This is a genomic window from Ruegeria sp. YTSA226 (assembly GCF_059609905.1).
Genome location: NZ_JBXWMQ010000011.1, coordinates 86810 through 111655, shown reverse-complemented (window position 1 = coordinate 111655; position 24846 = coordinate 86810). Strand labels below are relative to the sequence as shown.

General features: G+C 56.9%; 23 protein-coding genes, 2 tRNA genes, 1 pseudogene and 1 riboswitch. Of the genes and pseudogenes, 15 read left to right on the top strand and 11 right to left on the bottom strand.

The window, feature by feature from the left end; all coding sequences use genetic code 11:
• Positions 1-252: 252 nt before the first annotated feature.
• On the bottom strand, positions 253-1188 hold the full coding sequence (locus AC2FFF_RS14355; protein ID WP_142640206.1) for a LysR substrate-binding domain-containing protein: 936 nt from the start codon (positions 1186-1188) through the stop codon (positions 253-255).
• A 239-nt stretch (positions 1189-1427) separates the two neighbouring features.
• Between AC2FFF_RS14355 and AC2FFF_RS14350 the strand changes: the two genes are divergently transcribed.
• From AC2FFF_RS14350 to AC2FFF_RS14330, 5 genes are all read left to right on the top strand, one after another.
• Positions 1428-2381: an ABC transporter substrate-binding protein gene (locus tag AC2FFF_RS14350; protein ID WP_281973700.1), complete on the top strand. Its 954-nt coding sequence runs from the start codon at positions 1428-1430 to the stop codon at positions 2379-2381.
• Positions 2382-2463: 82 nt separating this feature from the next.
• The gene (locus AC2FFF_RS14345; protein ID WP_271951750.1) at positions 2464-3492 is read left to right on the top strand and encodes a quaternary amine ABC transporter ATP-binding protein; all 1029 of its coding nucleotides are present in this window, start codon (positions 2464-2466) and stop codon (positions 3490-3492) included.
• Positions 3492-5474, top strand: coding sequence for an ABC transporter permease (locus tag AC2FFF_RS14340; protein ID WP_281973701.1), 1983 nt, complete (start codon positions 3492-3494; stop codon positions 5472-5474). The genes AC2FFF_RS14345 and AC2FFF_RS14340 overlap by 1 nt, the downstream gene beginning before the upstream one ends.
• Before the next feature lies 1 nt (position 5475).
• Positions 5476-5847 carry a cupin domain-containing protein gene (locus tag AC2FFF_RS14335; protein WP_142640214.1) on the top strand — a complete coding sequence of 124 codons (372 nt, stop codon included), beginning with the start codon at positions 5476-5478 and terminating at the stop codon, positions 5845-5847.
• A complete protein-coding gene (locus AC2FFF_RS14330) occupies positions 5844-8243 on the top strand; it encodes a trimethylamine N-oxide demethylase (RefSeq protein ID WP_496882979.1) in 2400 nt (799 codons plus the stop codon). Before AC2FFF_RS14335 ends, AC2FFF_RS14330 begins: the two co-directional genes overlap by 4 nt.
• A 411-nt stretch (positions 8244-8654) precedes the next feature.
• On the opposite strand, the gene arsJ is transcribed toward AC2FFF_RS14330, so the two are convergent.
• Genes arsJ through AC2FFF_RS14315 form a run of 3 tightly spaced genes read right to left on the bottom strand, consistent with a single transcriptional unit; the run spans position 8655 to position 11739 of the window.
• Positions 8655-9914, bottom strand: coding sequence for an organoarsenical effux MFS transporter ArsJ (gene arsJ / locus AC2FFF_RS14325; RefSeq protein WP_496882978.1), 1260 nt, complete (start codon positions 9912-9914; stop codon positions 8655-8657).
• On the bottom strand, positions 9911-10909 hold the full coding sequence (locus tag AC2FFF_RS14320; RefSeq protein WP_281973704.1) for an ArsJ-associated glyceraldehyde-3-phosphate dehydrogenase: 999 nt from the start codon (positions 10907-10909) through the stop codon (positions 9911-9913). The genes arsJ and AC2FFF_RS14320 overlap by 4 nt, the downstream gene beginning before the upstream one ends.
• Complete coding sequence (locus AC2FFF_RS14315) at positions 10906-11739, bottom strand: arsenate reductase/protein-tyrosine-phosphatase family protein (protein ID WP_281973705.1); 834 nt, start codon at positions 11737-11739, stop codon at positions 10906-10908. The genes AC2FFF_RS14320 and AC2FFF_RS14315 overlap by 4 nt, the downstream gene beginning before the upstream one ends.
• A 176-nt stretch (positions 11740-11915) precedes the next feature.
• Here AC2FFF_RS14315 and AC2FFF_RS14310 point away from each other — a divergent pair.
• A tRNA-Thr gene (locus AC2FFF_RS14310) sits at positions 11916-11991 on the top strand.
• Positions 11992-12134: 143 nt separating this feature from the next.
• Positions 12135-12218 (top strand): annotated as a pseudogene (locus AC2FFF_RS14305) (IS6 family transposase); the annotation flags it as partial.
• 24 nt (positions 12219-12242) lie between these two features.
• Here AC2FFF_RS14305 and AC2FFF_RS14300 read toward each other — a convergent pair.
• Positions 12243-12318 (bottom strand) — tRNA-Lys (locus AC2FFF_RS14300).
• 212 nt (positions 12319-12530) lie between these two features.
• Between AC2FFF_RS14300 and dapF the strand changes: the two genes are divergently transcribed.
• Together dapF and mtaB are read left to right on the top strand one after the other, a co-directional pair.
• Complete coding sequence (gene dapF, locus AC2FFF_RS14295) at positions 12531-13373, top strand: diaminopimelate epimerase (protein ID WP_271951728.1); 843 nt, start codon at positions 12531-12533, stop codon at positions 13371-13373.
• A complete protein-coding gene (mtaB, locus tag AC2FFF_RS14290) occupies positions 13370-14626 on the top strand; it encodes a tRNA (N(6)-L-threonylcarbamoyladenosine(37)-C(2))-methylthiotransferase MtaB (RefSeq protein WP_142640226.1) in 1257 nt (418 codons plus the stop codon). The genes dapF and mtaB overlap by 4 nt, the downstream gene beginning before the upstream one ends.
• Positions 14627-14765: 139 nt before the next feature.
• Here the strand turns inward: mtaB and AC2FFF_RS14285 are convergent, their stop codons facing one another.
• The 3 genes from AC2FFF_RS14285 to petA are packed head-to-tail and all read right to left on the bottom strand — an operon-like array spanning position 14766 to position 17496.
• Positions 14766-15551: a cytochrome c1 gene (locus tag AC2FFF_RS14285; protein ID WP_496882977.1), complete on the bottom strand. Its 786-nt coding sequence runs from the start codon at positions 15549-15551 to the stop codon at positions 14766-14768.
• Between the two features lie 17 nt (positions 15552-15568).
• Positions 15569-16900: a cytochrome b gene (gene petB, locus AC2FFF_RS14280; protein ID WP_142640230.1), complete on the bottom strand. Its 1332-nt coding sequence runs from the start codon at positions 16898-16900 to the stop codon at positions 15569-15571.
• Between the two features lie 11 nt (positions 16901-16911).
• Complete coding sequence (petA, locus tag AC2FFF_RS14275) at positions 16912-17496, bottom strand: ubiquinol-cytochrome c reductase iron-sulfur subunit (RefSeq protein ID WP_142640296.1); 585 nt, start codon at positions 17494-17496, stop codon at positions 16912-16914.
• A gap of 485 nt (positions 17497-17981) precedes the next feature.
• Between petA and AC2FFF_RS14270 the strand changes: the two genes are divergently transcribed.
• Positions 17982-18425 carry a c-type cytochrome gene (locus AC2FFF_RS14270; protein ID WP_142640232.1) on the top strand — a complete coding sequence of 148 codons (444 nt, stop codon included), beginning with the start codon at positions 17982-17984 and terminating at the stop codon, positions 18423-18425.
• Positions 18426-18438: 13 nt separating this feature from the next.
• On the opposite strand, the gene AC2FFF_RS14265 is transcribed toward AC2FFF_RS14270, so the two are convergent.
• Positions 18439-19053 (bottom strand): FMN-binding negative transcriptional regulator, encoded by a 615-nt coding sequence (locus AC2FFF_RS14265; protein WP_271951721.1) that lies wholly within the window; start codon positions 19051-19053, stop codon positions 18439-18441.
• Between the two features lie 54 nt (positions 19054-19107).
• Positions 19108-19253: riboswitch (FMN riboswitch) on the top strand.
• A 128-nt stretch (positions 19254-19381) separates the two neighbouring features.
• Between AC2FFF_RS14265 and AC2FFF_RS14260 the strand changes: the two genes are divergently transcribed.
• The 5 genes from AC2FFF_RS14260 to cobO all read left to right on the top strand — a co-directional run bounded on the left by AC2FFF_RS14260 (position 19382) and on the right by cobO (position 23309).
• The gene (locus tag AC2FFF_RS14260) at positions 19382-19822 is read left to right on the top strand and encodes a 6,7-dimethyl-8-ribityllumazine synthase (protein ID WP_281973706.1); all 441 of its coding nucleotides are present in this window, start codon (positions 19382-19384) and stop codon (positions 19820-19822) included.
• A gap of 94 nt (positions 19823-19916) precedes the next feature.
• Entirely contained in the window at positions 19917-21017 is a 1101-nt protein-coding gene (aroC, locus tag AC2FFF_RS14255; protein WP_271951712.1) for a chorismate synthase, read from the top strand.
• Positions 21001-21663 carry an HD domain-containing protein gene (locus tag AC2FFF_RS14250; protein ID WP_281973707.1) on the top strand — a complete coding sequence of 221 codons (663 nt, stop codon included), beginning with the start codon at positions 21001-21003 and terminating at the stop codon, positions 21661-21663. The genes aroC and AC2FFF_RS14250 overlap by 17 nt, the downstream gene beginning before the upstream one ends.
• Positions 21664-21717: 54 nt before the next feature.
• The gene (locus AC2FFF_RS14245) at positions 21718-22653 is read left to right on the top strand and encodes a DMT family transporter (RefSeq protein WP_142640242.1); all 936 of its coding nucleotides are present in this window, start codon (positions 21718-21720) and stop codon (positions 22651-22653) included.
• 56 nt (positions 22654-22709) lie between these two features.
• Positions 22710-23309: a cob(I)yrinic acid a,c-diamide adenosyltransferase gene (gene cobO, locus AC2FFF_RS14240; protein WP_281973708.1), complete on the top strand. Its 600-nt coding sequence runs from the start codon at positions 22710-22712 to the stop codon at positions 23307-23309.
• Between the two features lie 104 nt (positions 23310-23413).
• Here cobO and AC2FFF_RS14235 read toward each other — a convergent pair whose 3' ends face one another.
• Both AC2FFF_RS14235 and AC2FFF_RS14230 read right to left on the bottom strand, forming a co-directional pair.
• Positions 23414-23779: an SPW repeat domain-containing protein gene (locus AC2FFF_RS14235; RefSeq protein ID WP_142640246.1), complete on the bottom strand. Its 366-nt coding sequence runs from the start codon at positions 23777-23779 to the stop codon at positions 23414-23416.
• 109 nt (positions 23780-23888) lie between these two features.
• Complete coding sequence (locus tag AC2FFF_RS14230; RefSeq protein WP_496751126.1) at positions 23889-24839, bottom strand: AraC family transcriptional regulator; 951 nt, start codon at positions 24837-24839, stop codon at positions 23889-23891.
• Positions 24840-24846: the final 7 nt, after the last annotated feature.

Here is a 24846-nt window from a genome sequence, read left to right as displayed (position 1 = left end):
CCAATCTCCTGAATCGGCTTCTTCTTCGCCTCACGCGCAATTTCGATGTCAGATTTATAGCTCATTGGGTTTCGGTCTCCCTGCATAAAATAGGCCAATAGTGTTCCAACCAGAACGGCAAGGAGCCGAACCAGATTCGCATATATTTTTCTTTAAAGTAAATATTTATTCCCTAGGGTCAATATGCGAGTTTAACACTCCCTGAAAGTGCTACTCGATTCATCATTAGGAAACAGAGGCTGGCCACAGCGATCAGGCGTATCTTTTCCGACCCGCGCTGAGACCAAGCAACCAATCTTCAACGATGCGCTGCTCTGGGAAAGCTTTGTGAAGAGGCCTTTTTAACAGGTAGTATCCGGACTGTGTTCGCACTGATGCGCCCTGAACCGGTCTGACCAAGGTGCCGCTTTCAAGCAATGGGTCAACAAGATGGGCCCAACCCAATGCAATTCCCAGTCCATCGACAGCTGCTTGCACTGACAACGGATAGGTATTGAACTCCACTGCCTGTTCCATCGAGGACGTCGATACCCCATTGCCACTGAACCAAGTGCGCCATGTCATCCACTCTGCATGACCACTGGCGACTTCAATAAGGTCCAGTTCCGGCAGCGCAGATATATCTGCCGCTTTGGGGTTGCTCTTGAGATACTCTGGGCTGCAGACCGGAAATACGGTTTCTCCGAACAAAAGCTGTGCCTCGTATCCCGGCCAATCGCCATCTCCACGCAGGATCGTCAAGTCCATCGAATCCGACAGGCACTCTGCGTCGCTGTCAGAAGAGACCAGCGAAATACGGATGCGGCCATTTGATTTGTTGAACTTGCGAAGTTGCGGCATCAGCCAAAGAGACGCGACAGAGTTGGTGGCGGAGATCGATACCGTGTTGGCCTGATGTTTGGCCAGCATATCCCGGCTGACATCCCGCATCAGGTCCAGCGACTTCTCCACGGTTGCCAGCAGGATGGCCCCTTGTTGGGTAAGCGAAACAGATCGGTGCCCTCGCACAAACAACGGCACATCATAGTGTTGCTCTAGCAACCGCACTTTGCGGCTGATCGCCGTTTCAGAGATGTTCAGAACCTTACTGGCCTGCGCAAAGCTCTGCGCCTTTGCGGCAGCTTCAAACGCCAACAAATAGTCGAGCGGCGGAAGGACTTTCCCTGTGACTGAAGTTTTCTTTGGCATTTCAGAGCGGATTCCCGAACTGGACGTTATAGCGATCGAAAAACATTTGGCCTCATCTGCGGGCAATCGATCAGGCAACTAATTGTTAAGATAGCAAAAAGTCGGGTTAGCCTCAAGAATTTATGGTCAAAGACCCTCAAATTTCTGTTCTGCGTCTGGGGCGATTCTGCGCAGAATGCACAAATTCGGGGCCGGAAGAGTCCACAACCTAAAAAATGAACATCACTCAGGGAGCAAACATGAAACTTACAAACCTCCTTTCTGCTGCAACTTTGGCAGCAGTTGCGGGAACAGGGGCGACTGCAGAAGACAGCAGCGACCCGATCGTGATCCCAATTCACAATTGGTCCAGCCAGATCGTGATGTCGAACGTTGTCGGCCTGATCTTTGAAGAGATGGGCAACAACGTCGAATACGTCACCACCGACAGCCAGGCGGTCTATGAATCGGTGCGCCTGGGCGATGTGGCGTTGGAGATGGAAGTCTGGGAAGGCGCGTTTGGCGCGTCCTACAGGGCGGCATTGGAAAAAGGTGGCCTGCATGACGCAGGCGATCATGACGCCGTTACACGTGAGGATTGGTGGTATCCCATGTGGACCAAGGAATCCTGCCCGGGCCTGCCAGATTGGAATGCATTGAACGACTGCGCACACCTGTTCGCGACAGCCGAAACCGGCGACAAGGGTCGGTATCTGGATGGTCCAGTTGACTGGTTGAAGCATGGTAAAGAACGCGCCGAAGCACTTGATCTGAACTTTACCGTGATCAATGCGGGTTCCGCCGCAGCCCTTTGGGCCGAGATAGGCGCGGCTGAGGCCGACAAAACGCCGGTACTGGTTTTTAACTGGACGCCAAACTTTGCCGAAGCCGTCTGGCCTGGTGAGTTCGTTGAGTTCCCAGCATGGGAAGACGGATGCGACAAAGACCCAGCCAAGGGTCCTAACCCGAATGCGTTGTATGATTGCGGCAACCCCGCCGAAGGTTACCTGAAAAAGGCAGCCTGGGATGGTATGAAAGACAAATGGCCGGCCGCGTATTGCGCCCTGACAGAGATTTCTTTCACCAATCCGCAGATTGCTGAGATGGCGAAGCTGGTCGATACTGATGAGCTTGAACCGGAAGAAGCCGCCGAAGAATGGCTGGACGCCAACCGCGCTGTCGTCGATCCTTGGATCAGTTCCTGCAGCTCATAATCCGGCTACATCCACCGAAACTGGCGCGGCCTTGACCATCTGATCGATGCAAGGCCGCGCTCAACAAGAAAGTTAGGCAGCCATGTCCGCCACAGCGCCTGTCATCTCAGCCAAAAATGTATGGAAACTGTTTGGGCCCTCGCCAGAGAGCTACCTGAAGTCCATGCCCGCTGGCCGCGGTTTTGATGAAATCCGTGCAGATGGGTATATCGCCGGTGTCAAGGATGTCTCGATTGAGGTTGGCCGTGGCGAAATGCTGGTCATCATGGGTTTGTCAGGGTCAGGCAAGTCGACGCTGGTACGTTGTTTTTCGCGCCTGCACGACATTACAGGCGGAACGATTGAGGTTGACGGTCAGGACATCATGAGCCTGAGCGAGCGCGATCTGATTGAATTGCGCAGAAACAAGATGGGCATGGTGTTTCAGTCTTTCGGACTGCTGCCACATCGCACGGTTTTGGACAACGTGGCCTTTCCGTTGGAAATGCGCGGACAAGATCGTCATGATCGGCGCGAACGCGCGCTGGAAGTCATCAAGTTGGTGGGCCTTGAAGGTCGGGAAGAATACTTCCCACGGGAATTGAGCGGCGGCCAACAGCAAAGAGTCGGAATCGCCCGGTCGCTCGCCATTGAACCCGATATCTGGTTTCTGGACGAGCCATTCTCGGCGCTTGATCCACTGATCCGCCGCGAAATGCAGGATGAATTCCTGCGATTGCAAGAGATGCTGGGCAAAACCATCGTTTTCATCACGCATGATTTTGACGAAGCGCTACGTCTGGCAGACCGGATTGCAATCATGCGCAACGGCGCGGTCGAACAATGTGACACCCCCGACAAGATTGTGATGAACCCTGCCACCGAGTACGTGGCCAAGTTTACCGAAGATGTCGACAAGGCCCGGGTCGTACATGCCAAAGGCCTGGCAAAACCTGTGAACGGTCATGCCTTGGAGGGCGCACCAATCAACGGTGGATCAACCATTCACGAACTGGCGCGGGTTCTTGTCAACGATAACCGCATTCTTTTGCCGGTGGCGGATGACAATGGCGTTGTCACCGGTGTTCTGGAACGTGACGCCGCATTGAATGTTCTGCTTGGAGCTGAATGATGGCGGCGCTGTCCACCGAAGTACCGGACACTTCAGACGGGACGTGGGGAAAAACCAGAGTCCTGACTACACTTCTGGCCGCCGCCTTCGTGCTGATCGTTGCCAAAGCTGTCGGAGTTCTGCCCGAATGGCTAAACCGCATCCCCGAAGCCGCGATTCCGCCGACGGCGCAGGTTCTGGATGCAGTCTTCTACTTTATCCAAAATGATCTTGGCCTGATCTATGTCACACGATTTATCGCCGAAGGTCCGCTTGAGTTCCTGCTGGATACGTCAGCGAACCTTCTGGAAGGCAAGCGCCGTTGGCCCAATCTAGGTCCGATCCCATGGTCCGCAATCGCCGCAGTGGCAGCCGTCGTCGGCTACGCCGTAGGTGGTTGGCGTCTGGCCGCATTAGGCGCGGGAACCTTCATCTGGACGGCCGCGATCGGGCAGTGGAAGATCGCCATGCAGACGATGTCTGTCATCGTGGTTGCCGCACCGCTGGCGTTTCTTTTGGGCTTGATACTGGGCATCGCCGCCTGGAAATACAGCTGGTTCGAGCGGTTGCTGAAACCCATGTTGTCCGTGCTGCAAACCCTGCCCTTCTTTACGTATCTCTTGCCAGCAGTGATCTTTTTTAAGGTCGGACCGACAGCTGGGGCCGTCGCAACAATTACTTTTGCCATCCCGCCGATGATCCTGATGACCACTCTGGGCTTGAAAAAAGTCAGCCCCGAAGTGATCGAAGCAGGCCAGATGTCTGGATGTACCAAATGGCAGATGTTGCGCCACGTCTACGTTCCAGCCGCGCGGACCGAGGTTCTGGTCGGCGTCAATCAGGTGATCATGTTGTGTCTTGCGATGGTTGTTCTGACCGCCTTTATCGGAATGCCCGGTCTTGGCGCGAAACTGCTGGCGATGATGGGTAGTTTCAAGCTGGGCCGTTCTTTCGAGATTGGCGTAACCATCGTCCTTCTGGCTGTCACGTTGGATCGGATGTCAAAGGCCTGGGTCGTCAAACAGCCAGTGCACTTCGAACGCGGCACCCCGTGGTGGAAGCGCCACCAGATTTCGCTGGTCGCACTGGGTCTGTTTGTTGGGTTCACTCTGCTGTCTCAGGTCTTCCCGATCCTGGCCGAAATTGGCCGCAAGCAGCATCTCAGCCAGGGCAAAGAAATCGACGTGGTTATCAAGTCGTTCCTGGCCATCGACATGATCAAAGGGACAACCGAATGGTTACGCTGGTTTCTGAACGTCAAGGTTCTGATTCCATTCCGGAATACGCTACTCGCCATTCCAACTCCCGCGTTCATCCTGCTGGTTGTTTCCTTTGCTTATTGGGTTGGTGGCCGAAAGCCCGGCATCTACGCAGCAGTCTTCTTTACGATTGTCGCGTTCTCGGGCTGGTGGGATCGGTCGGTTATTACTTTGTATACCGTGATCTCGGCCGTTGCGCTGGCAACCATGATCGGTATCCCCCTGGGCGTTGTCGCTGCGCGGTCCGCGCGTTGGTCCAAGAGCATTTTGCTGGCTTGCGACACTGCGCAAACCTTCCCCAGCTTCATTTACTTGATCCCTGCGATCATGTTGTTCGGGGTCAATGATGTCGCGGTTGTGTTCTCGATTCTGATCTTCGCCGCCGTCCCGCTGATCCGGTACACTATTATTGGCCTCAGCAACGTGCCGCCGGAAATGACCGAGGCAGCAGATATGTCCGGCTCGACCCGCCGGCAAAAGCTTATGTCGGTTCAGTTCCCTCTGGCGCTGCCAACTATGGCGGTCGGGTTTAATCAAGCCATCATGTTCGCCTTCTTCATGGTCATTATCGCGGCCTTCATTGGAACGCAGGACCTGGGGCAGGAACTTCAACGAACTCTGGCAGGTACCGAACTGGGCAAGAACTTTGTGCTCGGCATGAATGTCTCGCTGATGGCGCTTACCTTCGACATGGCGATTAGCAGTTGGGCTGATCAGCGCAAAAAGCGGTTGGGGCTCGACTAAGATGGCCCAACAGCAGAGCGCACGCACCGTTATCCGCTTCGATGACCCCGGATTTGTCCGGATGCGGATGGACGGCCTGCCCGATGCGCAGGTCTGGTGGAAGAATATCAGTTTCGATGAAGAAACCGGACAAGGCAGCTATCTGATGAAGATGGCGCCAGGCACACGTTCGAACCCTCATGTTCATTACGGGCCGGAAGAGTTCTTTGTGCTTGAGGGCGATCTGACCGACCACGACGGGTTTCGATATCGCAGCGGCGATTTTGTCAGCCTTGCTGCCGGGTTCAGCCACTATTCGCGAACCGAGGCGGGATGCCTCTTGGTGGTCACCCATCGTGGTGCAACCGAAGCCATTCAGGAAAACACACTATGAATGTGAAGCCGGTCTTCGAAGTTCCATTCGAACGCAGCGGGGTCCTGGCCCCCGGCCTTCCGATCCTGCCGCATGGAACGGAACGCCACCCGATCCCCGGAATGGGGTCGCGCGCGGTACCGGTGTCCAAGGGCGATACCATCACGCTGCTGGACCGCGATGGGATGCAACCGGCTGAGATGGTCTTCTTTTCTCCTGACCGAAGCTCCGATGCAGCCATGCTGGGCACACAGGGGCATGGACGGCCCGAAGGTTTGATCGCAACCCTCGCAAATGGATCAGCATCTGGCAAAAAAGTTCTGCGTGCATTGGAAATCGCGGGCTTCGACATCGGAAAAGGCGACGCAATCCGGGCATTCGCTGGCGGTTCACGCCCGGGCGACATGGTGCATTTCGTGGCGGAAAGCGATGGTCTTTTGATTGTCGCTGCACCAGGCAAGGCTATGCGCCCCGAGGACAACAACCCTCCTACGGATATCATCTTGTACATCCAGCGCTCAGCGCCCGGATTGGAAAAGCCCGATGTCGGACCGCCCGATCCGCTGGCCGATCCGCTTAAGGATTTCAATATTCAGCCGGGAAATGCGCACTCATATGAAGTGAAGGCCGGTGAATTCATCCAGATCGTCGATATTCGTGGCCGAGAGTGTTCCGATTTTCAGGCCTTCAGCCGCCGCGCACTGGATCAGGGGATCGAGCGTGAAATCGACACGACAACAACACGCAGCCTGATGGGCAGCTTGTATCCTCAACCCGGGATTTTCTCAAAGTACTGGTCAGTAGATCAAGAGCCTTTGATCGAAATCGTTCAAGATACCTGTGGGCGCCATGACACGTTCGGTCTGGCCTGTACGGCGCGATATTATGAAGACCTTGGCTATCCCGGCCATGTGAATTGTTCGGACAATATCAACAAGGATCTGGACCAATATGGCATCAAGCCGCGCGGTGGCTGGCCAGCGATTAACTTCTTTTTCAACACGATGCTGGATGACACCAACGCCATTGGCATGGACGATCCGTGGTCGCGACCCGGTGACTTCGTCCTGCTGCGCGCCCTGACCGATCTGGTTTGCGTCAGCACCGGCTGTCCCTGCGATATCGACCCGGCAAATGGCTGGAATCCAACAGACATTCAAGTGCGAACCTATAAGGCGACCGAGGATTTCAAGCGGTCCTATGGCTATAGAAAATCTGCGGAGGCGGATGTGGAAGAAACTAAAAAAACAGCATTTCACGACTGCTTTGCACGGCACACCCGTGATTTCTTAGAATACAATGGCTATTGGCTGCCCAACACGATGACCAATCATGGCGCGATTGCCGAATATTGGGCTTGCCGGGACAAGGTTGCTGTCATGGACCTCAGCCCGCTGCGCAAATACGAAGTCGTGGGACCTGACGCCGAAGAACTGATGCAGCTTTGCGTGACCCGCAACATGAAAAAGTTGAGCGTTGGTCAGGTCGTTTATACGGCCATGTGCTATGAGCACGGCGGTATGATCGACGATGGCACCGTCTACCGGTTGGGTGAGACGAACTTCCGCTGGATCGGTGGGAATGACACCAGCGGGTTGTGGCTGCAGGAACAGGCGCTCAAACGCAATATGAATGTCTGGGTGCGCAACTCTACGGACCAGTTGCACAACATTGCAGTTCAGGGGCGGCATAGCCGCGACATACTTTCCAAGATATTCTGGACACCGCCTCAGCAACCAACGATCGACGAACTGCCGTGGTTCCGGCTTTCGGTCGCGCGGGTTGGTGATGTGCAGGGGACTTCTGTTGTAATTTCTCGGACCGGCTATTCTGGAGAGCTTGGGTATGAAATCTTCTGCCACCCCAAGGATGCCGTCGAAATCTTTGATCGTGTCTGGGAGGTGGGCCAAGAGTATGGCATTGCGCCTCTGGGCCTGGCCGCATTGGACATGTTGCGGATCGAGGGCGGTCTGATCTTTGCCGGGTCAGAATTCGACGATCAGACCGATCCGTTCGAGGCCGGCATCGGCTTTACTGTGCCGCTGAAATCAAAGACCGACGACTTCATTGGGCGGGCGGCGATAGAGGAGCGCAAGGCCCACCCACACCGCAAACTGGTTGGATTTGAGATCGAAGGGGGTACGGTCCCCTCACCCGGTGACTGCGTGCGCGTTGGGAAAGCGCAGGTCGGAGAGATTACCAGCGCGATGAAATCACCCATCCTCGGCAAGGTCATCGCTTTGGGTCGGATTTCGGTTACCCATGCCATCGTTGGAGCGGACATCGAAATCGGGCAGCTGGACGGCCAACAAAAGCGGTTGAAAGCCAAGATCGTGCCATTCCCGCATTTCGATCCAACAAAGGAACGTGTGAAGGGAATGTACGCAGAAGCGACGGTTCCGAACGCTGCAGAATAGCGACGGTGGTGTGACATTAACTTCTACCCGACCAAGGAATGCTGATGCTCGGACCTCATGCAACTCGAGTGGTGGCATTCCAGGTCAAATGCCTCTGGGCAGTGATATCGGATTGTTAAGGCTGAGCGGTCGGCCACGAACCACTGCAAGCCTTATTGCTTGGGTACCAATCAAAATAGTCTTTTGCTTCAGTGAGCTTTCGAACGCGTGGCTTTGCGCGCTTCCCGAGTGTGCCACTGAGATTTTGAAACAACAAATTGGATCCGCTGAAATGCCCTGCGGCATCGCCAACAAAGCGTTTCTACCGGATAGCGTAACATGTAGGGGCTAATTCCACTTGTCCTGTCACAGAATTCATCCGCAAAAATTATGAAGTCCATGCCGCATTCGCGAGCAAGTTTGGTGAGAATGCTAACCCACCGCCAAACGGTCCTGCATCCTGTCCGAGGCCATCGCGGACAGAGCGACCATTGTTGCGGCTGTTCCCAGAACCATTGCCAAACCACCGATCTGGTAAGTGAGGCCAGACAGCACTGTGCCCAGCAATCGGCCGGCCGCGTTGGCCATGTAATAGAAACCGACATCCATCGTGACCCGCTCGGCCTGAGAAAAGGACAGGATCAGATAGGAGTGCAGCGAGGAGTTCACGGCAAAGATCACTCCAAAGATCAGCAAGCCGATCACCAGCGTAATGGTCAGCCAAGTGGCGGGCCCCGAGGATAAGGCCACAGCGACGGTCAGGGCGGCAGGCACGCAGAACAGGGCTACGGCCCAATCGCGCGCGGCGCGGATCAGTTGGGGCTCGGACCGGTCAGAGGCGCGCAGGATCTTCGGGGCGCTGGCCTGAACTGCGCCGTATAGGATGATCCAGGCCGCCATGAATGTCCCGATCATGAAAAAGGCCGCTCGGTTCCCGGTTTCGGACCCGTCGGAAAGCACCGCATAGAAATAGATCGGAATCCCGACCACAAACCACACATCGCGCGCGCCAAACAGAAACAGGCGGGACAGGCACAGCCAGTTGATATTGGGGGATTTCGAAAAAACCTCAGAGAATTTTGCGTCTTTACGCCCTTTGGGCAGGCCCGGCGGCATGAATAGAACGACCGCGATCATGATGACGCCCAGCACCATAGCCATGGCCAGCACCGCCCAGTTAAAGCCAAACGTTGCCAACAGACCTGCGCCCAGCAAAAAGCCCAGCCCTTTGACCGCGTTCTTGGACCCGGTCAGCAGGGCAACCCAGCGAAACAGGCCGCCATCCTCGGTCGGGGCCAGCAGTTTCACGGCGGATTTCGAAGACATCTTGGCCAGATCCTTGGCCACGCCGCTGGCACCCTGAACGATCATGACAAAGGTCACTTTAGCTGGAATGGCCCAATTAGGGTCTAGTTGTGTCAGCAACAGCAACGCCCCCACCTGCAGGCCAAGCCCCGCATAGAGCGTCGAGGTCAACCCGAACCGAGCCGCAATCCAGCCCGCCGCCAGATTGGTGCCGATACCGGCAATTTCATACAGAACAAACAGATAGGCCAGCTGGACCGGCGAGAAGCCCATCGTATGAAAATGCAGCAGCACCAGCATACGAAGCGCGCCGTCGGTCAGCATGAATGCCCAATAGGCTGCCGTGACCGCGATATAGGCGGACAACCCTTCGGGCTTCTGGGTCACAGCGCGGCTCCGACCATGAGCGCGACGTCGACCAGACGGTGTGCGTATCCCATCTCGTTGTCATACCACGCATAGATCTTCACCTGCGTGCCATTCACCACCATGGTCGACGGCGCATCGATGATCGAAGAACGCTGATCATTGGTGTAATCGGTCGACACCAGAGGGCGGGTTTCATAGCCCAGAATGCCGCTCAGTTCACCCTCAGCGGCTACTTTGAATAACGCGTTGACCTCTTCGACGGTTGTTTCCCGCTCTACTTCGAACACGCAATCGGTCAGCGAGGCATTCAGCAGCGGCACCCGGACCGCGTGACCGTTCAGCCGTCCTTGGAGTTCCGGGTAAATCAGGGTGATTGCCGTGGCCGAGCCGGTGGTGGTTGGGATCAGCGAATTCAGGGCCGAGCGCGCGCGGCGCAGGTCTTTGGCGGGTCGGTCCACGATGGTCTGCGTATTCGTCACATCATGGATCGTGGTCATCGACCCGTGCCGAATCCCGATATTTTCATGGATCACCTTGACCACCGGCGCCAGGCAGTTGGTGGTGCAAGAGGCGGCCGTCACGATGTGATGCGCGCTCGGATCATATGTACCTTCGTTCACGCCCATCACGATATTGGCGGTCGGGCCATCCTTGACCGGTGCCGAGACGACAACCTTCCTGACGCCTGCATCAAAATATGGCGCCAGCTTGGTCTCGGTTTTGAAGGCGCCGGTGCAGTCAATCACCACGTCGACCCCGTCCAGTGGCAGCGCGTTCAGGTCGCGGGTACCGACAAACGGCAAGCGCATACCCTCTATGGCGACGCTGTCTTTGTCATAGTCAAAATCTGCTTCCCAGCGGCCATGAACCGTGTCGAATTCCAGCAAATGCGCGTGCATTTCTGGATCACCGATCCCGTCGTTGATCCAGGCAATCTTTGCGCCTTTCTCCAATAGTGGTTTCAGGGCCAGCTTGCCCATCCGGCCAAGGCCATTCACGGCGTAGGTTGTCATGTCATGTCCTCGTCAGATGTTCTGGCAATATCGTCGACAGCAGATTGCAACGCGATCCGGTCGAGGCTTTCGACCGGCAGCGAGGTAAAGGCCTCGATCCTGCGCCTGAGCGAACCATAGGCGTTCTGGAAGGCCAGGCTTTTTTCAGCCTTCGTGCCTGTCGCCATGACCGGGTCGACCACGCCCCAGTGACCGCTGATCGGCTGGCCATCCCATGCCGGGCATTCCTCATTCGCGGCCTGATTGCAGACGGTAAAGACAAAATCCATCTCGGGCACGTCAGAGGCGGCAAATTCTGACATATGTTTCGAGCGCAGAGCCGAAACATCATGCCCTTTGTCCTTAAGGACCTGCACCGCTATAGGGTTGAGCCCGGATGAAGGCTGCGTTCCCGCAGAATATGCGTTGAAACGCTCACCCGCCAGCGCGCGAAGGATAGATTCAGCAAATATCGAACGGGCGGAATTGCCAACGCACAGGAAAAGAACGTTATATTTTCGGTCCGCTGATCTGTCGCTTTCCCAGCCTGACGGGATACAGATTTCGGGGCGTCCGCGGCAGCAGTCGTTCAGTAAGTAATCCAGCATCTGCTGCACATTCTGCATCTCGATCGAGTAGAGCAAAGAGGTACCAGACCGATTCTGCCGGACCAGCCCCGCCTGTCGCAACGCGTTCAGATAGTTCGATAATGTGTTGGGCTTGATCCCCAGCCCCAAGGCAAGCTCTCCGGCCGGGACAGCGTCAGGAAAGCGTCGCATCAACATGCGAAACACTGAAAGCCGTTGCGGGTGACCCAAAGTCGCCAGTTGTTCTGTTGCTATAATATCCATATTTCATGAAATATGGAAATATATAACTACAGTCAACCCGGTTCCGATTTCCAGTGCGCGCCGGACTCTCAATGAACGGTGATAACAAAATGCGGAAACAGGTGCTTCTGAGGTCATGAAACCCGGGGTTTCACCGCTTGCAAGCACCCGCACGAGGGTTTAAACGAGCCTCGCTTGCCTCAATAGCTCAGCTGGTAGAGCAGGTCCTTCGTAAGGACAAGGTCGGGGGTTCGAGTCCCTCTTGAGGCACCAATTAATTTCAGAGGCCAGCAGAAATCGCAACCACTTGAACGTAAAGTGATTTCCGCACTTCGAAGGGCTTTGTCCCGTCAACTTGCCATTTGGTTTCTCACACCCGCTATAGGACGAAGGTGACATCGAAGAAGCCATCGCCGATCAGCTACAATCGCCACGGATCTCCTCGGCAGATCATCGCACATGCGGTGTGGCTATACGTTCGCTTCAATCTGATCCTGCGTAACGCCTTGGTGTTATGTAAAAAGTGGTGAGCCGTGCAGGATTCGAACCTGCGACCCACTGATTAAAAGTCAGTTGCTCTACCAACTGAGCTAACGGCCCACTCTTTTGTTTGGATCCTTTGGATCCGTGGCGCTCTGTAAGGCATTTTCCCGACTGGGTTCAAGACCTTATTTCACACCTCGTTACGCCTGTAGTTTCTTTCGAAACGGCGTCCCGATAGGCGGCCTACTTAGGCAGGTGGCGCAAGGGGGTCAACCCCTTTTTTCACGAATCTGCGCCACAGGGTGGATTCCCATCCGCAGCAACGTTATATGCCCGCCATGCAAGGAATTCAGAACACCGGATTGCCCTTTATGAAGATGCATGGGCTGGGCAATGACTTTGTCATTGTGGATGCGCGCGCGCATGAGGTCGGGGTGACTCCAGCCCTGGCCCAAGCCATTGGGCATCGGCAATTTGGGGTCGGCTTTGATCAGCTCGCCGTCATCGAAAATGGCGCATCAGATGCGCATCTGGTGTTCTACAACGCCGATGGCTCGACCTCGGCCGCCTGTGGCAATGCCACCCGCTGTATCGCGCGGTTTCTGATGGAGGAAACCGGCAAACAGACCCTGACGCTCACCACCGAGCGGGGAACGCTGTATGCAAGCGATGCGGGGGACGGGCTGACTTCGGTTAATATGGGACTGCCGCAGCTGAATTGGCACGAGATTCCATTGACCGAAGACGTGGACACCTTGGAACTGCCGATCGAAGGCGCCCCAACCGCCACCGGCATGGGAAACCCGCATTGCACCTTCTTTGTCGACAATGCCGAGGCGATTCCGCTGGCAGAGTTCGGCGCACGGTATGAATATCATCCGCTCTATCCAGAACGGACCAATGTACAAGTGGCACAGCTGATCGGTCCGGATCATATCCGCATGCGCGTATGGGAACGGGGCGTTGGCATCACCCTGGCCTCTGGCTCTTCGTCCTGCGCAACCGCCGTGGCCGCAGCCCGGCGCGGCCTGACCGGACGCAAGGTTCAGATCGAGTTGGACGGCGGCACGATTTGGATTGATTGGCGCGACGATGGCGTCTGGATGACCGGCCCTACCGCCCATGTCTTCTCGGGCCTGCTGACGCCGGAATTCCTGAGGTCGCTGGGATGAACCCGCCCAAATTCACCACGCTGGGCTGCCGCCTGAACGCCTATGAGACCGAGGCGATGAAAGAGCTGTCGCAACAAGCCGGTCTGACCGATGCGGTGGTGGTGAACACCTGCGCCGTGACCGCCGAAGCCGTGCGCAAGGCCCGGCAGGAAATCCGCAAACTGCGCCGCGAAAACCCGAATGCCCGGCTGATTGTGACCGGCTGCGCTGCGCAGACAGAACCGCAGACCTTTTCCCAGATGGAAGAGGTCGATGCCGTCATTGGCAACACTGAAAAGATGCGACCCGAAACCTGGAAAGGTATGGCGGCGGATTTCATTGGTGAAACCGAGGCCGTCCAGGTTGATGACATCATGTCGGTTACCGAAACCGCTGGCCACCTGATCGACGGGTTTGGCACTCGGTCCCGCGCCTATGTACAGGTTCAGAATGGCTGTGACCACCGCTGTACCTTCTGCATCATCCCATATGGCCGCGGTAATTCGCGCAGCGTCCCCGCGGGCGTTGTTGTGGACCAGATCAAGCGTCTGGTCGATAAGGGCTATAATGAGGTCGTTCTGACCGGCGTCGACCTGACCTCATGGGGGGCTGACCTGCCTGCCCAGCCAAAGCTGGGTGATCTGGTTATGCGCATCCTCAAACTAGTGCCTGATTTGCCGCGCCTGCGGATCAGCTCGATCGATTCGATCGAGGTCGATGAAAACCTGATGCAGGCCATTGCCACAGAACCCCGCCTGATGCCTCACTTGCATCTGTCGCTGCAGCATGGCGACGATCTGATCCTGAAGCGGATGAAACGCCGCCATTTGCGTGACGATGCGATCCGCTTTACCCAAGAGGCCCGCAAGCTGCGCCCCGAGATGACCTTTGGCGCTGACATCATCGCCGGTTTCCCGACCGAGACCGAGGCCCATTTCGAAAACTCGCTAAGGCTGGTTGCCGATTGCGATCTGACATGGCTGCATGTCTTCCCCTACTCCAAACGCGAAGGTACACCCGCCGCCCGCATTCCGCAGCAGGTCAACGGCAATGTCATCAAAACCCGCGCCGCCCGTCTGCGCGCCGCTGGCGAGGTGCAGATTGGCAAGCACCTGACCGCCCAAGTTGGTAAGGTACATCACATCCTGATGGAAAACCCGCATATGGGCCGGACCGCGCAGTTTACCGAAGTTACGTTCCAAACCCCTCAATCCGAAGGGCAGATCGTGACCGCGACGATCACCGGCTGCTCGGATACGCAGCTCAGCGCCTGATCCGCCTCTTCATCTGGCTAAAAATACCTCGGGGATGAATTGGCCGCAGGCCAAGAAGGGGCTGGCCCCTTCCACCCCCAAGCAACAAAAAACCCCCGCAACCAAAGGCGCGGGGGTTTCTAACTTGTCTGAAAACCGCTTAGTGTTTCTTCTTGCCTTTAACGCCTGCCCACAGACGCTTGTTGACTAGGTACAGCAGGACCGACAGAAGCGTCAGGAAGACAACACCGACAAAGCCCGAATACTTACGCTCCATCATCTTCGGTTCAGCCGTCCACATCAGGAAGGCTGCAACGTCTTCCGACATATGCTCGACGTCATTTGCGTGGCCATCGGCAAACTCGACCTGCTCATCCGACAGCGGGGGCGCCATCGAAATCCAACCACCGGGGAAGGCGGTGTTTTCGTACAGAACCGTTCCCGCTTCTTCCTTTTCGTGGCCGGTATAACCATCCAGCAACGAGGCGATGTATTCCGGGCCGCCCATGCCGTTGACCAGCTGGTTGATCCCCAGACCGTAAGGGCCGTGGAAACCAGCGCGCGCCTTGGCCATCAGGCTCAGGTCGGGTGCGCCAACGCCATCATTGGCGGGGAAATGGTCAACGGGTTTTGCCGGGCGGGAGTCGTCCAGCTCGGGGTCGAACACTTCAAAGTTGCCCGCCGCATAAGCGGTGACTTCGTCTTCCGAATAGCCCAGCGCTTCGAGGTCACGCAGAGGCACATAGCGCAGGCCGTGGCAGGCCGCGCAAACCTCGGTGTAAATCTGCAGGCCGCGCTGTAACTGGTGTTGATCCCAGGTTCCGAACGGACCTTCGAATGAGAATTGGAAGTCCTCGATATGCTGTTCGCCTCCGCCTGCCGCGTTAGACGCGACAGGAGCAAGTGCGATAGCAAACGCGGCACCGATTGCAAGTTTCTTGAACATTTTTCCGGTCCCTCTTCTTACTCGGCCGGCGTGGCATCGGCGTCAGCCTTGCCATAATGCGCGTTGAAGTCTTCTTCGATGGTTTCCGGCTGTGCATCGGGTTTTTCGATGACACCCAGAACCGGCAGGATCACGAAGAAATAGCCGAACCAGTAGGCCGATGCGATTAACGAGAAGGTCGCATAGGGCTCTTCTGCGGGCATCGCACCCAGCCACATCAGGGCAAAGAAGTCGACGATCAGCAGGTAGAACCACCATTTGAACATCGGCCGGTATTTACCCGAACGTACGGTCGACGTGTCCAGCCACGGCGCCAGAGCCATAGCCAGGATCGCACCAAACATCGCCAGAACACCAAAGAACTTGGCGTCAATGATGCCGCCGGTGATGAAGCTGGCGAATTGAACAACCCAGACCTCGCCGGTAAAGGCACGCAGGATCGCGTAGAACGGCAAGAAGTACCATTCGGGCACGATATGTGCCGGTGTTACCAGCGGGTTGGCTTCGATGTAGTTATCCGGGTGGCCCAGATAGTTCGGCATGAAACCAACGATTGCCCAGAACACAACAAGGATGACCGCCAGTGCGAACAGGTCCTTGATCACGAAGTAAGGCCAGAAGGGCAGCGTGTCTTTCTCGGCCTCGGCTTTCGAACCGCGGCGAACCTCAACACCTGTCGGGTTGTTGTTGCCGGTGGTGTGGAAAGCCCAGACATGCACGATGACCAGCGCCGCAATTACAAAGGGCAGCAGGTAGTGCAGCGAGAAGAAGCGGTTCAGCGTGGCGTTGTCCACAGCCGGTCCGCCCAGCAGCCAAGTCTGGATCGCGTCACCCACAAACGGGATCGCACCAAACAGGCCGGTGATCACGGTCGCACCCCAGAAGGACATCTGACCCCAGGGCAGAACATAGCCCATAAAGGCAGTGCCCATCATACAGAGATAGATCAGCATCCCAATGATCCACGTAACCTCGCGCGGGGCTTTGTACGAGCCATAGAACAGGCCACGGAAGATGTGGATGTATACCGCGACAAAGAACAGCGATGCGCCGTTCATGTGCAGATACCGCAGCATATAGCCGCCATTCACGTTGCGCATGATGTGCTCGATGCTGGCAAAGGCCAGATCAACATGCGGAGTGTAGTGCATCACCAGAACGATACCGGTGACAATTTGCAGGACCAGGCAAAACGCCAGGACGATGCCCCAGATCCACCACCAGTTCAGGTTCTTGGGGGTTGGGATCATCAGGGTGTCATAGATCAGGCCGACGATGGGCAGGCGGCTGTTCAGCCACTTCTCGCCACTTGTCTTCGGCTCATAGTGATCGTGGGGAATTCCGGACATCTGGGTCTCCCTTAGCCGAGTTTGATGGTGCTGGCGTCCGTCCACTCAGCGGGCGGAACGGGCAGGTTTTCAGGTGCAGGACCTTTGCGGATACGGCCAGCCATATCGTAATGCGAACCGTGGCAGGGGCAGAACCAGCCGCCAAAGTCACCAGCATCGCCCAGCGGGACACAACCGAGATGAGTACAGACGCCCATCTGGACGATCCAGGCACCTGCGGCTTCGCCTTCCGGCGACGGCATCACGCGGTTTGCATCCGTGGCCGGTGCATCAGCATTCAGATTGAAGTTACGGGCCAGCGGGTCAGGCAGGGCATCCACGCCATCGGCGTCCTGCTTCTGCGCTTCGTCGATTTCGACACCGGTGCGGTGACGGATGAACACGGGTTTGCCCAACCATTTGACGGTCAGCTGGGTTCCGGGCTCGACACCGCTCACATCCACGCGGATCGAGGACAGGGCCTGAACGTCTGCCGAGGGGTTCATTTGGTTGATCAGGGGCCATACGGCTGCACCCGTCGCAACGACACCTGCGCCGCCAGCGACGTAGTAGAGGAAATCTCTGCGGGTGCCTTCGTGGTCTTCTGCGTGGGACACGAGGTTTTCTCCGATTCCGGCGCCCGGCAATACCGGGCAAACATGCATCAGCACCGCATCAAAGCGGCGTCTCATCGCGGCTATCTATCCGGGAGAAATCGGTTCGTCCAGCGGTCATAGGCGCGCACTACGCCGCATCTTGGCATTCATGTCACAACGAAAGGCGTTTTTTTCAAGGGATGGGCCGGATTACCCGTGAAGGTTTGCCCTGCCGCGCGGGTGGTTCACGGAGTGATTCGGATGGCAACCAGGCAACGAAAACACCCTCACAACACAGAACCGAAGACTGTTGATCGGCGAAAATCTGCAAAATTCTGACCTGATTTTGCCACGCAAAAATCCACTTCGATTGAATCTACCTTGGTAAAAATAATGAGTTAAAAATAGATATTTTTCAACACACTAGACGAGTCTCAATTCGATTGCACATTTGGCTGGAATGTCCCAAGGGCCTGTAACAGGACCAACCTTAACGGGATTTTTCCATGCCAAAGCTTTTTACAGCCACTCTAACCTTCGCCCTGACCCTTTCATCGCAATCCATCGCCGCCGGCGATCCGGCAAAGGGAGAAAGCCTCTACAATCGGTGCTCTTCGTGCCATGCAATTATCAAAGATGGCAAAGTTCTGGTCAAAGGCGGCATCACCGGGCCGAATCTCTATGGGGTCGTAGGCCGGGTGGCCGGAACAGAAACCGATTACCTGAACGGAAGCGAACGCCTACCAATCGGGATGTACACTGATGACATGATCCGTGCAGGCCAGGAAGGGCTGGTCTGGACACAGGAAAACATCGTCGAATATTCGCAGGACCCGATTGTTTTCCTGAGGGACTATCTGGATGACGAAACCGCCCGTCCGAACATGAGCGTCAAACTGAAAAAAGGGGCTGAGGATGTCGCCGCTTATCTGGCGACCTTCAGCAACTGACCAGCCCGTCCGCTCACCTAGACCGCATGAGCGCGGCGAGGTGAGTGGTCTCGCTTCCGAACCCGTCTACCGCCACATGATCTGCGGCGGCTAGACGGACATCGTCCGGCTTGTTCTGGTTCAGCTTCCAGGTGCCCTGAATGTCATCTACCTGCAACTTGCAGGGCACAATCATGCGCATCATCTTGTCCAGAGCCTCCGCGCTCATCTTGCTGGCGCTCCAGGGTGGCTTGGGGTTCAACCGGCGCTCATAAAAATCCGACTGACGATCGAGTAAATCGCGCAACGCGTCCTGCGGAAGAAGCGAAAGCGTTCCGGTCAGGTGCACCGCCACATAGTTCCAAGTGGGCACCTGATCCTCAATCCCGTACCAGTCGGGCGAGATATATCCGTCAGGCCCCGATACAGCGATTCGAACCGTGCGCGGTTCGTTCAATGCCCTGACGATCGGATTGGACCGCACCAGATGCAGCGAGGCTTCTGCGCCATCTTCTGACAACAGAAACGGCACATGGCTAAGCAAAGGCCCCTGGTCCGCTGACAAAGCCAGAACACCAAATGCGCGCTCGCGCGCAAAAGCAATATGACGGTCACGATCCTCGGCGCGGAAGGCGGGATTGGGGTGCATGGCGGTCCTCCTGCAAAAGCTCTTGCAGAACCGCGCACCTATTGGCAAGGTGCGCCTCGTTCTCAGGGCGGGGCGGAATTCCCCACCGGCGGTATGCGGGCGATGACCCGTAAGCCCGCGAGCGGCCCCTTTTCGGGGTGTCAGCAGATCTGGTGAGAGGCCAGAGCCGACGGTTACAGTCCGGATGAAAGAGAACGTGCAGTGTGCCGGTAACCCCGCGCGCCTGCTCGTGATCGCCTTGGGTGACGTGTCATGTCGTGCTGGCAGCGAAAAGTGGGAACCGGTTTTCGCAACCGCCAGCAGACCACCAAACCGGAAGGAGATCTTGATGACACACACCCGCTATGCGTTTGTTAAGGCCAGTTGGCATGCCGATATTGTCGACCGTGCACTCGACGGGTTTCTGGAATTGATACCCGCCGATCAGGTGGACGTGTTCGACGTTCCAGGCGCGTTCGAAATGCCCCTGCTGGCCCGCGATCTTGCCCAGACTGGGCGCTATGCAGCTGTTACCTGCGCGGCCTTTGTGGTGGATGGCGGCATCTACCGGCATGATTTCGTGGCGCAAGCTGTGGTCGATGGGCTGATGCGCGCAGGTCTGGATACCTGCGTTCCGGTTCTGTCTGTTTCGCTGACGCCGCACCAGTATCAAGAGACGGACCACCACAATACCATCTACCGCGCGCATTTCGTGGATAAGGGGCGCGAGGCGGCACAGGCGGCGTTGAAAATCACCGCCATGCGGACGCAGCTGTCCTCGGCGGCCTGACCGGAAAGAGTTGGGGTGCTGGCCCCCAACCGCAAATCCGCTTGAGGCTACGGGCCTTGCCCGCTAATCACGATGCTCAGAAGGAGCACGCCTTATGTCGATGAACAGCTTTGGCCATCTTTTCCGCGTCACCACTTGGGGTGAAAGCCACGGGCCCGCCTTGGGTGCCACTGTTGATGGCTGCCCGCCGGGGGTGACCATCGACGCAGAGGTGATCCAGCACTGGCTGGACAAGCGCAAACCAGGACAGAATAAATACACCACCCAGCGGCGCGAGCCCGATCAGGTGAAAATCCTGTCCGGCGTGTTCGAAGGGCAGACGACCGGAACTCCGGTCCAGCTGATGATCGAGAACACCGATCAGCGGTCAAAAGACTACGGCGATATCATGGAAAAGTTCCGCCCGGGCCATGCTGATATCACCTATTGGCAAAAATACGGTATCCGCGATTATCGCGGCGGTGGCCGCAGCTCGGCGCGCGAAACCGCCTCGCGCGTTGCCGCCGGGGGCCTGGCCCGCGAAGCGATCAAGCAGATCGCGCCGAATGTGCAGATCACCGGGTACATGACCCAGATCGGCCCGCATAAGATCGACCGCACGAATTTCGATTGGTCACAGATTGAACAGAACCCATTCTGGACGCCCGATGCGACAGCCGCCGAGGATTGGGCCGCCTATTTAGACGGGTTACGCAAGTCCGGCAATTCAGTCGGGGCAGTGGTTGAGGTCGTCGCGCGTGGTGTCCCTGCCGGGATTGGTGCGCCAGTTTATGCCAAGTTAGACACTGATCTGGCCGCAGCGATGATGTCGATCAACGCTGTCAAAGGTGTTGAGATCGGCGAAGGCATGGCCGCCGCTGAACTGACCGGCGAGGCCAATGCCGATGAGATTTTCATGGGGCAGAATGGCCCGCAATACAGCTCGAACCACGCAGGCGGCATACTGGGCGGGATTTCGACCGGGCAGGATATAGTCGTACGCTTTGCGGTCAAACCGACCTCGTCGATTCTGACCACGCGCAAAACGATCACCAAGTCCGGAGAAGAGACCGAGATCATCACCAAAGGCCGCCATGACCCTTGCGTCGGCATCCGTGCGGTTCCGGTTGGCGAAGCGATGATGGCCTGCGTAATCCTTGACCACCTGCTGTTGCACCGGGGTCAGATCGGCGAGAACCGTGGCCATATCGGCTGAGCTGCGCGCCCGGCTGCGCGGCATCGTCGCGCAGCGCATGACAACAGATCCTGCCCACGATCTGGCGCATCTGGATCGCGTTTGGATCAATGTACAGGCCATCGCGGACACGCAAGCGGATATCCGGGTTCTGCTTGCGGCAAGCTATCTTCATGACCTGGTCAACCTGCCCAAAGATGACCCCGACCGCCACTTGGCCTCACGCCGGTCTGCTGCCAAGTCAGTGCCTATTCTGGAGGAATTGACGTTTTCACGACCCGAGATCGACGCCATCCAGCACGCCATTGCTGCACACAGTTTCTCGGCCGGGATACCGCCAGAAACACCCGAGGCCCGCATCCTACGCGATGCAGATCGGCTTGATGCACTGGGGGCCATCGGCATTGCGCGCAACTTCGCTGTTTCAGGTGATCTAGGTCGCGACCTGTATGATCCCGAGGATGCTTTTGCCACTGCCCGCGATCTGAATGATCAGCAATTCTCGATTGATCACTGGAAGGTCAAACTGTTGAGCCTGCCGGCAGACATGCTGACGCCCACCGGGCGCGAATTGGCACAGGCGCGTGTGGCACGGATGATCCGGTTTCTTGAGGCGTTCAGCGAAGAGATCGGCCAACCCCTGCCCGACACGTGGAAATCTGCCTGATTGGTACAATCCAATCGTTGATCTTTCGCAGTCAAAGGCTCAGGTTCTCGGCCAATGGCACAATCCCTGACTTCCCACCGACCCATGCTTGCAGTGGGCCTGAAACTGGCCGCGTTGGTTCTGTTCACCTCAATGTCTGCACTGGTCAAGGCCCTGTCCGAAGATTTCCCGCCCGGCGAACTGGTGTTTTTCCGGTCGCTCTTCGCCATTCCCGTCATCATTGCCTGGTTGCTTTGGCGCGGAGAGCTGGCGCAGGGCTTTGTGGTCAAAAAGCCGATGGGTCATTTCTGGCGCGGCGTTCTGGGCACTAGCGCCATGGGTTTGACCTTTACGGGTCTCAGCCTGTTGCCACTCCCCGAGGTAACAGCGATAGGCTATGCCACGCCGATCTTCACCCTGATCCTAGCCGCGCTGATTCTGGGCGAGCGCATTCGCATGATCCGCATCGGTGCCGTCGCGCTGGGATTGTTGGGCGTGCTGATTATGGTTTGGCCAAGGCTGGGCACCACCCAGATGGAGATGGCAGCCACAATCGGGGCGCTTTGCGTGCTGGCGGCCACACTCGCCCGTGCCTTTGTTCAGATCCACATCCGGCAGCTGGTCAAGGTGGATCACCCGGCCGCGATCGTGTTCTATTTCTCGATGACCGCTACCCTGCTTTCAGCTCTGACCGCGTTTTGGGGTTGGACCATGCCAACACTTAATCAGGCTCTAATTATGATCATAATGGGGTTGATCGGCGGTGTTGCACAGATTCTGGTCACCTCGTCCTATCGCTTTGGTCAGGCCTCAATGCTGGCGCCTTATGACTATACCACCATGCTGTTTGCCATATTCATCGGCTATATCTGGTTTGATGAGCTGCCGACGCTTGCGATCCTGTTGGGTGCGACGCTGGTGATAGCGGGCAATGTGGTCGTGATCTGGCGCGAACACCAGCTGGGACTGGAACGCGGCAAGGCCCGGTCCCTGACCGATCACAAAGCGTGACTTTACCTTTTTCAATCTTGCCCTAGTTTGGGCCCAACAATCTCAGAGGTGCCCGAATGAGCGACGCGCAGGATCACAAAGAAAAGATGCAGCAGGTGCAGGCCAAGCACCGCAAAAAAGTGTCCGAGGCCGTCGACCCGGGCCGTGGTCTGGTGCTGATCAATACCGGCAAGGGCAAGGGCAAATCCTCGGCCGCGTTTGGTGTCGTGATCCGAGCGCTGGGATGGGGTCAGAAAGTTGCCGTCGTACAGTTCATCAAGGGCAAGTGGAAAACCGGTGAGCGACGGTTCTTTGAAGAGCGCGACTTGGTCACCTGGCACACGATGGGCGAAGGATTTACCTGGGACACTCAGGACCGCGAACGCGATATCGCTGCTGCCAACGCTGCTTTTGACAAGGCGCGGGCACTGATGGAAAGCGGTGAGTATGATCTGGTCGTGCTGGACGAGATCAATATTGCCCTGCGGTATGAATATCTGACGGTGGATCAGGTGATTGGCGGATTGAAGGCGCGGTCCGACAAGACCAGCGTGTTCCTGACCGGCCGCGACGCCCCGCAGGCGCTGCGTGACTATGCTGATCTGGTCACTGAGATGACCGAAGAAAAGCACCCGTTTCAGGCCGGAATCAAAGCTCAGCGCGGCGTGGATTTCTGAGCGCTTTATCAAGGTCACCGCGATAAGCCGCCCGTTGTTTGAACGGGCGGCTTTGTTTTCCGAGTGGGAAGCAAAGGTATCGAGGCGTCAGGGCATGTGCCTGTTCAAGCAAACGCCTCTTGCTCTGGCGCGCTGAGCGAGATGACCGCCACCACCGCCGCGCCGTTCAGCCAGTAGAATATCGCATCCAGACCCTGAAACCCAAACAGGCTGGGTGCCGCCAGAAACACCACCCCGACCAGCAGATCGACGCCTAGGTGGACGCGATAAGGCAATACCTTCCAAATCCCCAGATGATGATCGGTCAATACGGTCAGGACAAATGCTGCAATGCCGGTCACAACCGACAGCCACAGGGCCATCGGATTGGACTGACCCAACCCCAGAACAAACGGCAGCGCCATCAGGGCGATGGCAACCGGGTAATCGAGATAGGCATGAATATTGCGGGTAACGAAACGGAGAGACATTGCATTTTCCTTTCCTAGTTTGAGATGATCTCAAACTAGGACAAGTAGGTCGAACGCTTAATTCTGGATCGTCCATGAAACCTTGCAGATCGTTCAGAATGATGGAGGATCAATGCATGGCTCGATAAGCCGCCGGTGACAGACCGATCTGTTTCTTGAACACGCGGGAAAACGCGGCCTCAGAGGCATACCCCACCTCGGCCGCCGCATCGGAAACGTTCCAGCGGCTTTCGACCAATCCCTGACAGGCAATCTGCATCCGCCAATCGGTGAGGTATTGCATGGGCGTGGCCCCCATCTTTACAGCAAAGAGCTGGGCAAAGGCCGTGCGGGACATAGCGGCCTCTCGGGCCAGGGTCTCAACGCTCCATTCTTCCGCTGGTGCGCGGTGAAACGCGGTCAGCGCGCGTGAAATTCGCGGATCTGCAAATCCTGCCAGGGCCGAGTCACTTGGGCTTTGATACTCAAGATAAGCACGGATGGCCTGCGCGAACAGCACTTCGGACAGTTTCAACGCGATCAGGTCGCCACCGATACGCGCGCCGCTGACCTCGGATCCGATCATGCGCAGGGTGGACTCGAACCAGGCCCCAGCCTCTTCGCCGTAATTCTCGATCAGGATGTAAGGCGGCAACCGATCCAGCAACATATGCCCGGTACCTTGTCGACCCGGAGGGCCGGTGAACGAGAAGTGGCCGCAGATCAGTTGCGTGTCACGACCTTTGTCCTCTCCGCCATAGATCAAAACCCCATCCCCCGTGTAACCCGCATCTTCCAGCACCTGCTCCAGAGGCAAAGCGTCCAACGGCTTGACTTCGTTGCACAGCAACGCATGGGCCGTACCATGGGGAATCAGGATCAGATCACCCTGCTTCAAACGCAGAGTTCCCGCTGTATTAGAGACGAAAACATGAAGCTCACCCCGTTGAACAAAATGAAACCGGGCGACGTTTTCAAAGGCTGGAACCTGAATCCCGAACGGAGGCGTAAAAGAAGTGCGGAAGTAAAACGTCCCGCGCAAGGACAGACGGGTGAGGATATCGCTGAGAAGGTCTAACATTACCGTA

Coding starts and splice junctions, on each gene's coding strand:
- AC2FFF_RS14355 (WP_142640206.1), bottom strand. CDS start 1,188: ATGCCAAAGAAAACTTCAGTCACAGGGAAAGTCCTTCCGCCGCTCGAC.
- AC2FFF_RS14350 (WP_281973700.1), top strand. CDS start 1,428: ATGAAACTTACAAACCTCCTTTCTGCTGCAACTTTGGCAGCAGTTGCG.
- AC2FFF_RS14345 (WP_271951750.1), top strand. CDS start 2,464: ATGTCCGCCACAGCGCCTGTCATCTCAGCCAAAAATGTATGGAAACTG.
- AC2FFF_RS14340 (WP_281973701.1), top strand. CDS start 3,492: ATGGCGGCGCTGTCCACCGAAGTACCGGACACTTCAGACGGGACGTGG.
- AC2FFF_RS14335 (WP_142640214.1), top strand. CDS start 5,476: ATGGCCCAACAGCAGAGCGCACGCACCGTTATCCGCTTCGATGACCCC.
- AC2FFF_RS14330 (WP_496882979.1), top strand. CDS start 5,844: ATGAATGTGAAGCCGGTCTTCGAAGTTCCATTCGAACGCAGCGGGGTC.
- AC2FFF_RS14320 (WP_281973704.1), bottom strand. CDS start 10,909: ATGACAACCTACGCCGTGAATGGCCTTGGCCGGATGGGCAAGCTGGCC.
- AC2FFF_RS14315 (WP_281973705.1), bottom strand. CDS start 11,739: ATGGATATTATAGCAACAGAACAACTGGCGACTTTGGGTCACCCGCAA.
- dapF (WP_271951728.1), top strand. CDS start 12,531: ATGCCCGCCATGCAAGGAATTCAGAACACCGGATTGCCCTTTATGAAG.
- mtaB (WP_142640226.1), top strand. CDS start 13,370: ATGAACCCGCCCAAATTCACCACGCTGGGCTGCCGCCTGAACGCCTAT.
- AC2FFF_RS14285 (WP_496882977.1), bottom strand. CDS start 15,551: ATGTTCAAGAAACTTGCAATCGGTGCCGCGTTTGCTATCGCACTTGCT.
- petB (WP_142640230.1), bottom strand. CDS start 16,900: ATGTCCGGAATTCCCCACGATCACTATGAGCCGAAGACAAGTGGCGAG.
- AC2FFF_RS14270 (WP_142640232.1), top strand. CDS start 17,982: ATGCCAAAGCTTTTTACAGCCACTCTAACCTTCGCCCTGACCCTTTCA.
- AC2FFF_RS14265 (WP_271951721.1), bottom strand. CDS start 19,053: ATGCACCCCAATCCCGCCTTCCGCGCCGAGGATCGTGACCGTCATATT.
- AC2FFF_RS14260 (WP_281973706.1), top strand. CDS start 19,382: ATGACACACACCCGCTATGCGTTTGTTAAGGCCAGTTGGCATGCCGAT.
- aroC (WP_271951712.1), top strand. CDS start 19,917: ATGTCGATGAACAGCTTTGGCCATCTTTTCCGCGTCACCACTTGGGGT.
- AC2FFF_RS14245 (WP_142640242.1), top strand. CDS start 21,718: ATGGCACAATCCCTGACTTCCCACCGACCCATGCTTGCAGTGGGCCTG.
- cobO (WP_281973708.1), top strand. CDS start 22,710: ATGAGCGACGCGCAGGATCACAAAGAAAAGATGCAGCAGGTGCAGGCC.
- AC2FFF_RS14235 (WP_142640246.1), bottom strand. CDS start 23,779: ATGTCTCTCCGTTTCGTTACCCGCAATATTCATGCCTATCTCGATTAC.
- AC2FFF_RS14230 (WP_496751126.1), bottom strand. CDS start 24,839: ATGTTAGACCTTCTCAGCGATATCCTCACCCGTCTGTCCTTGCGCGGG.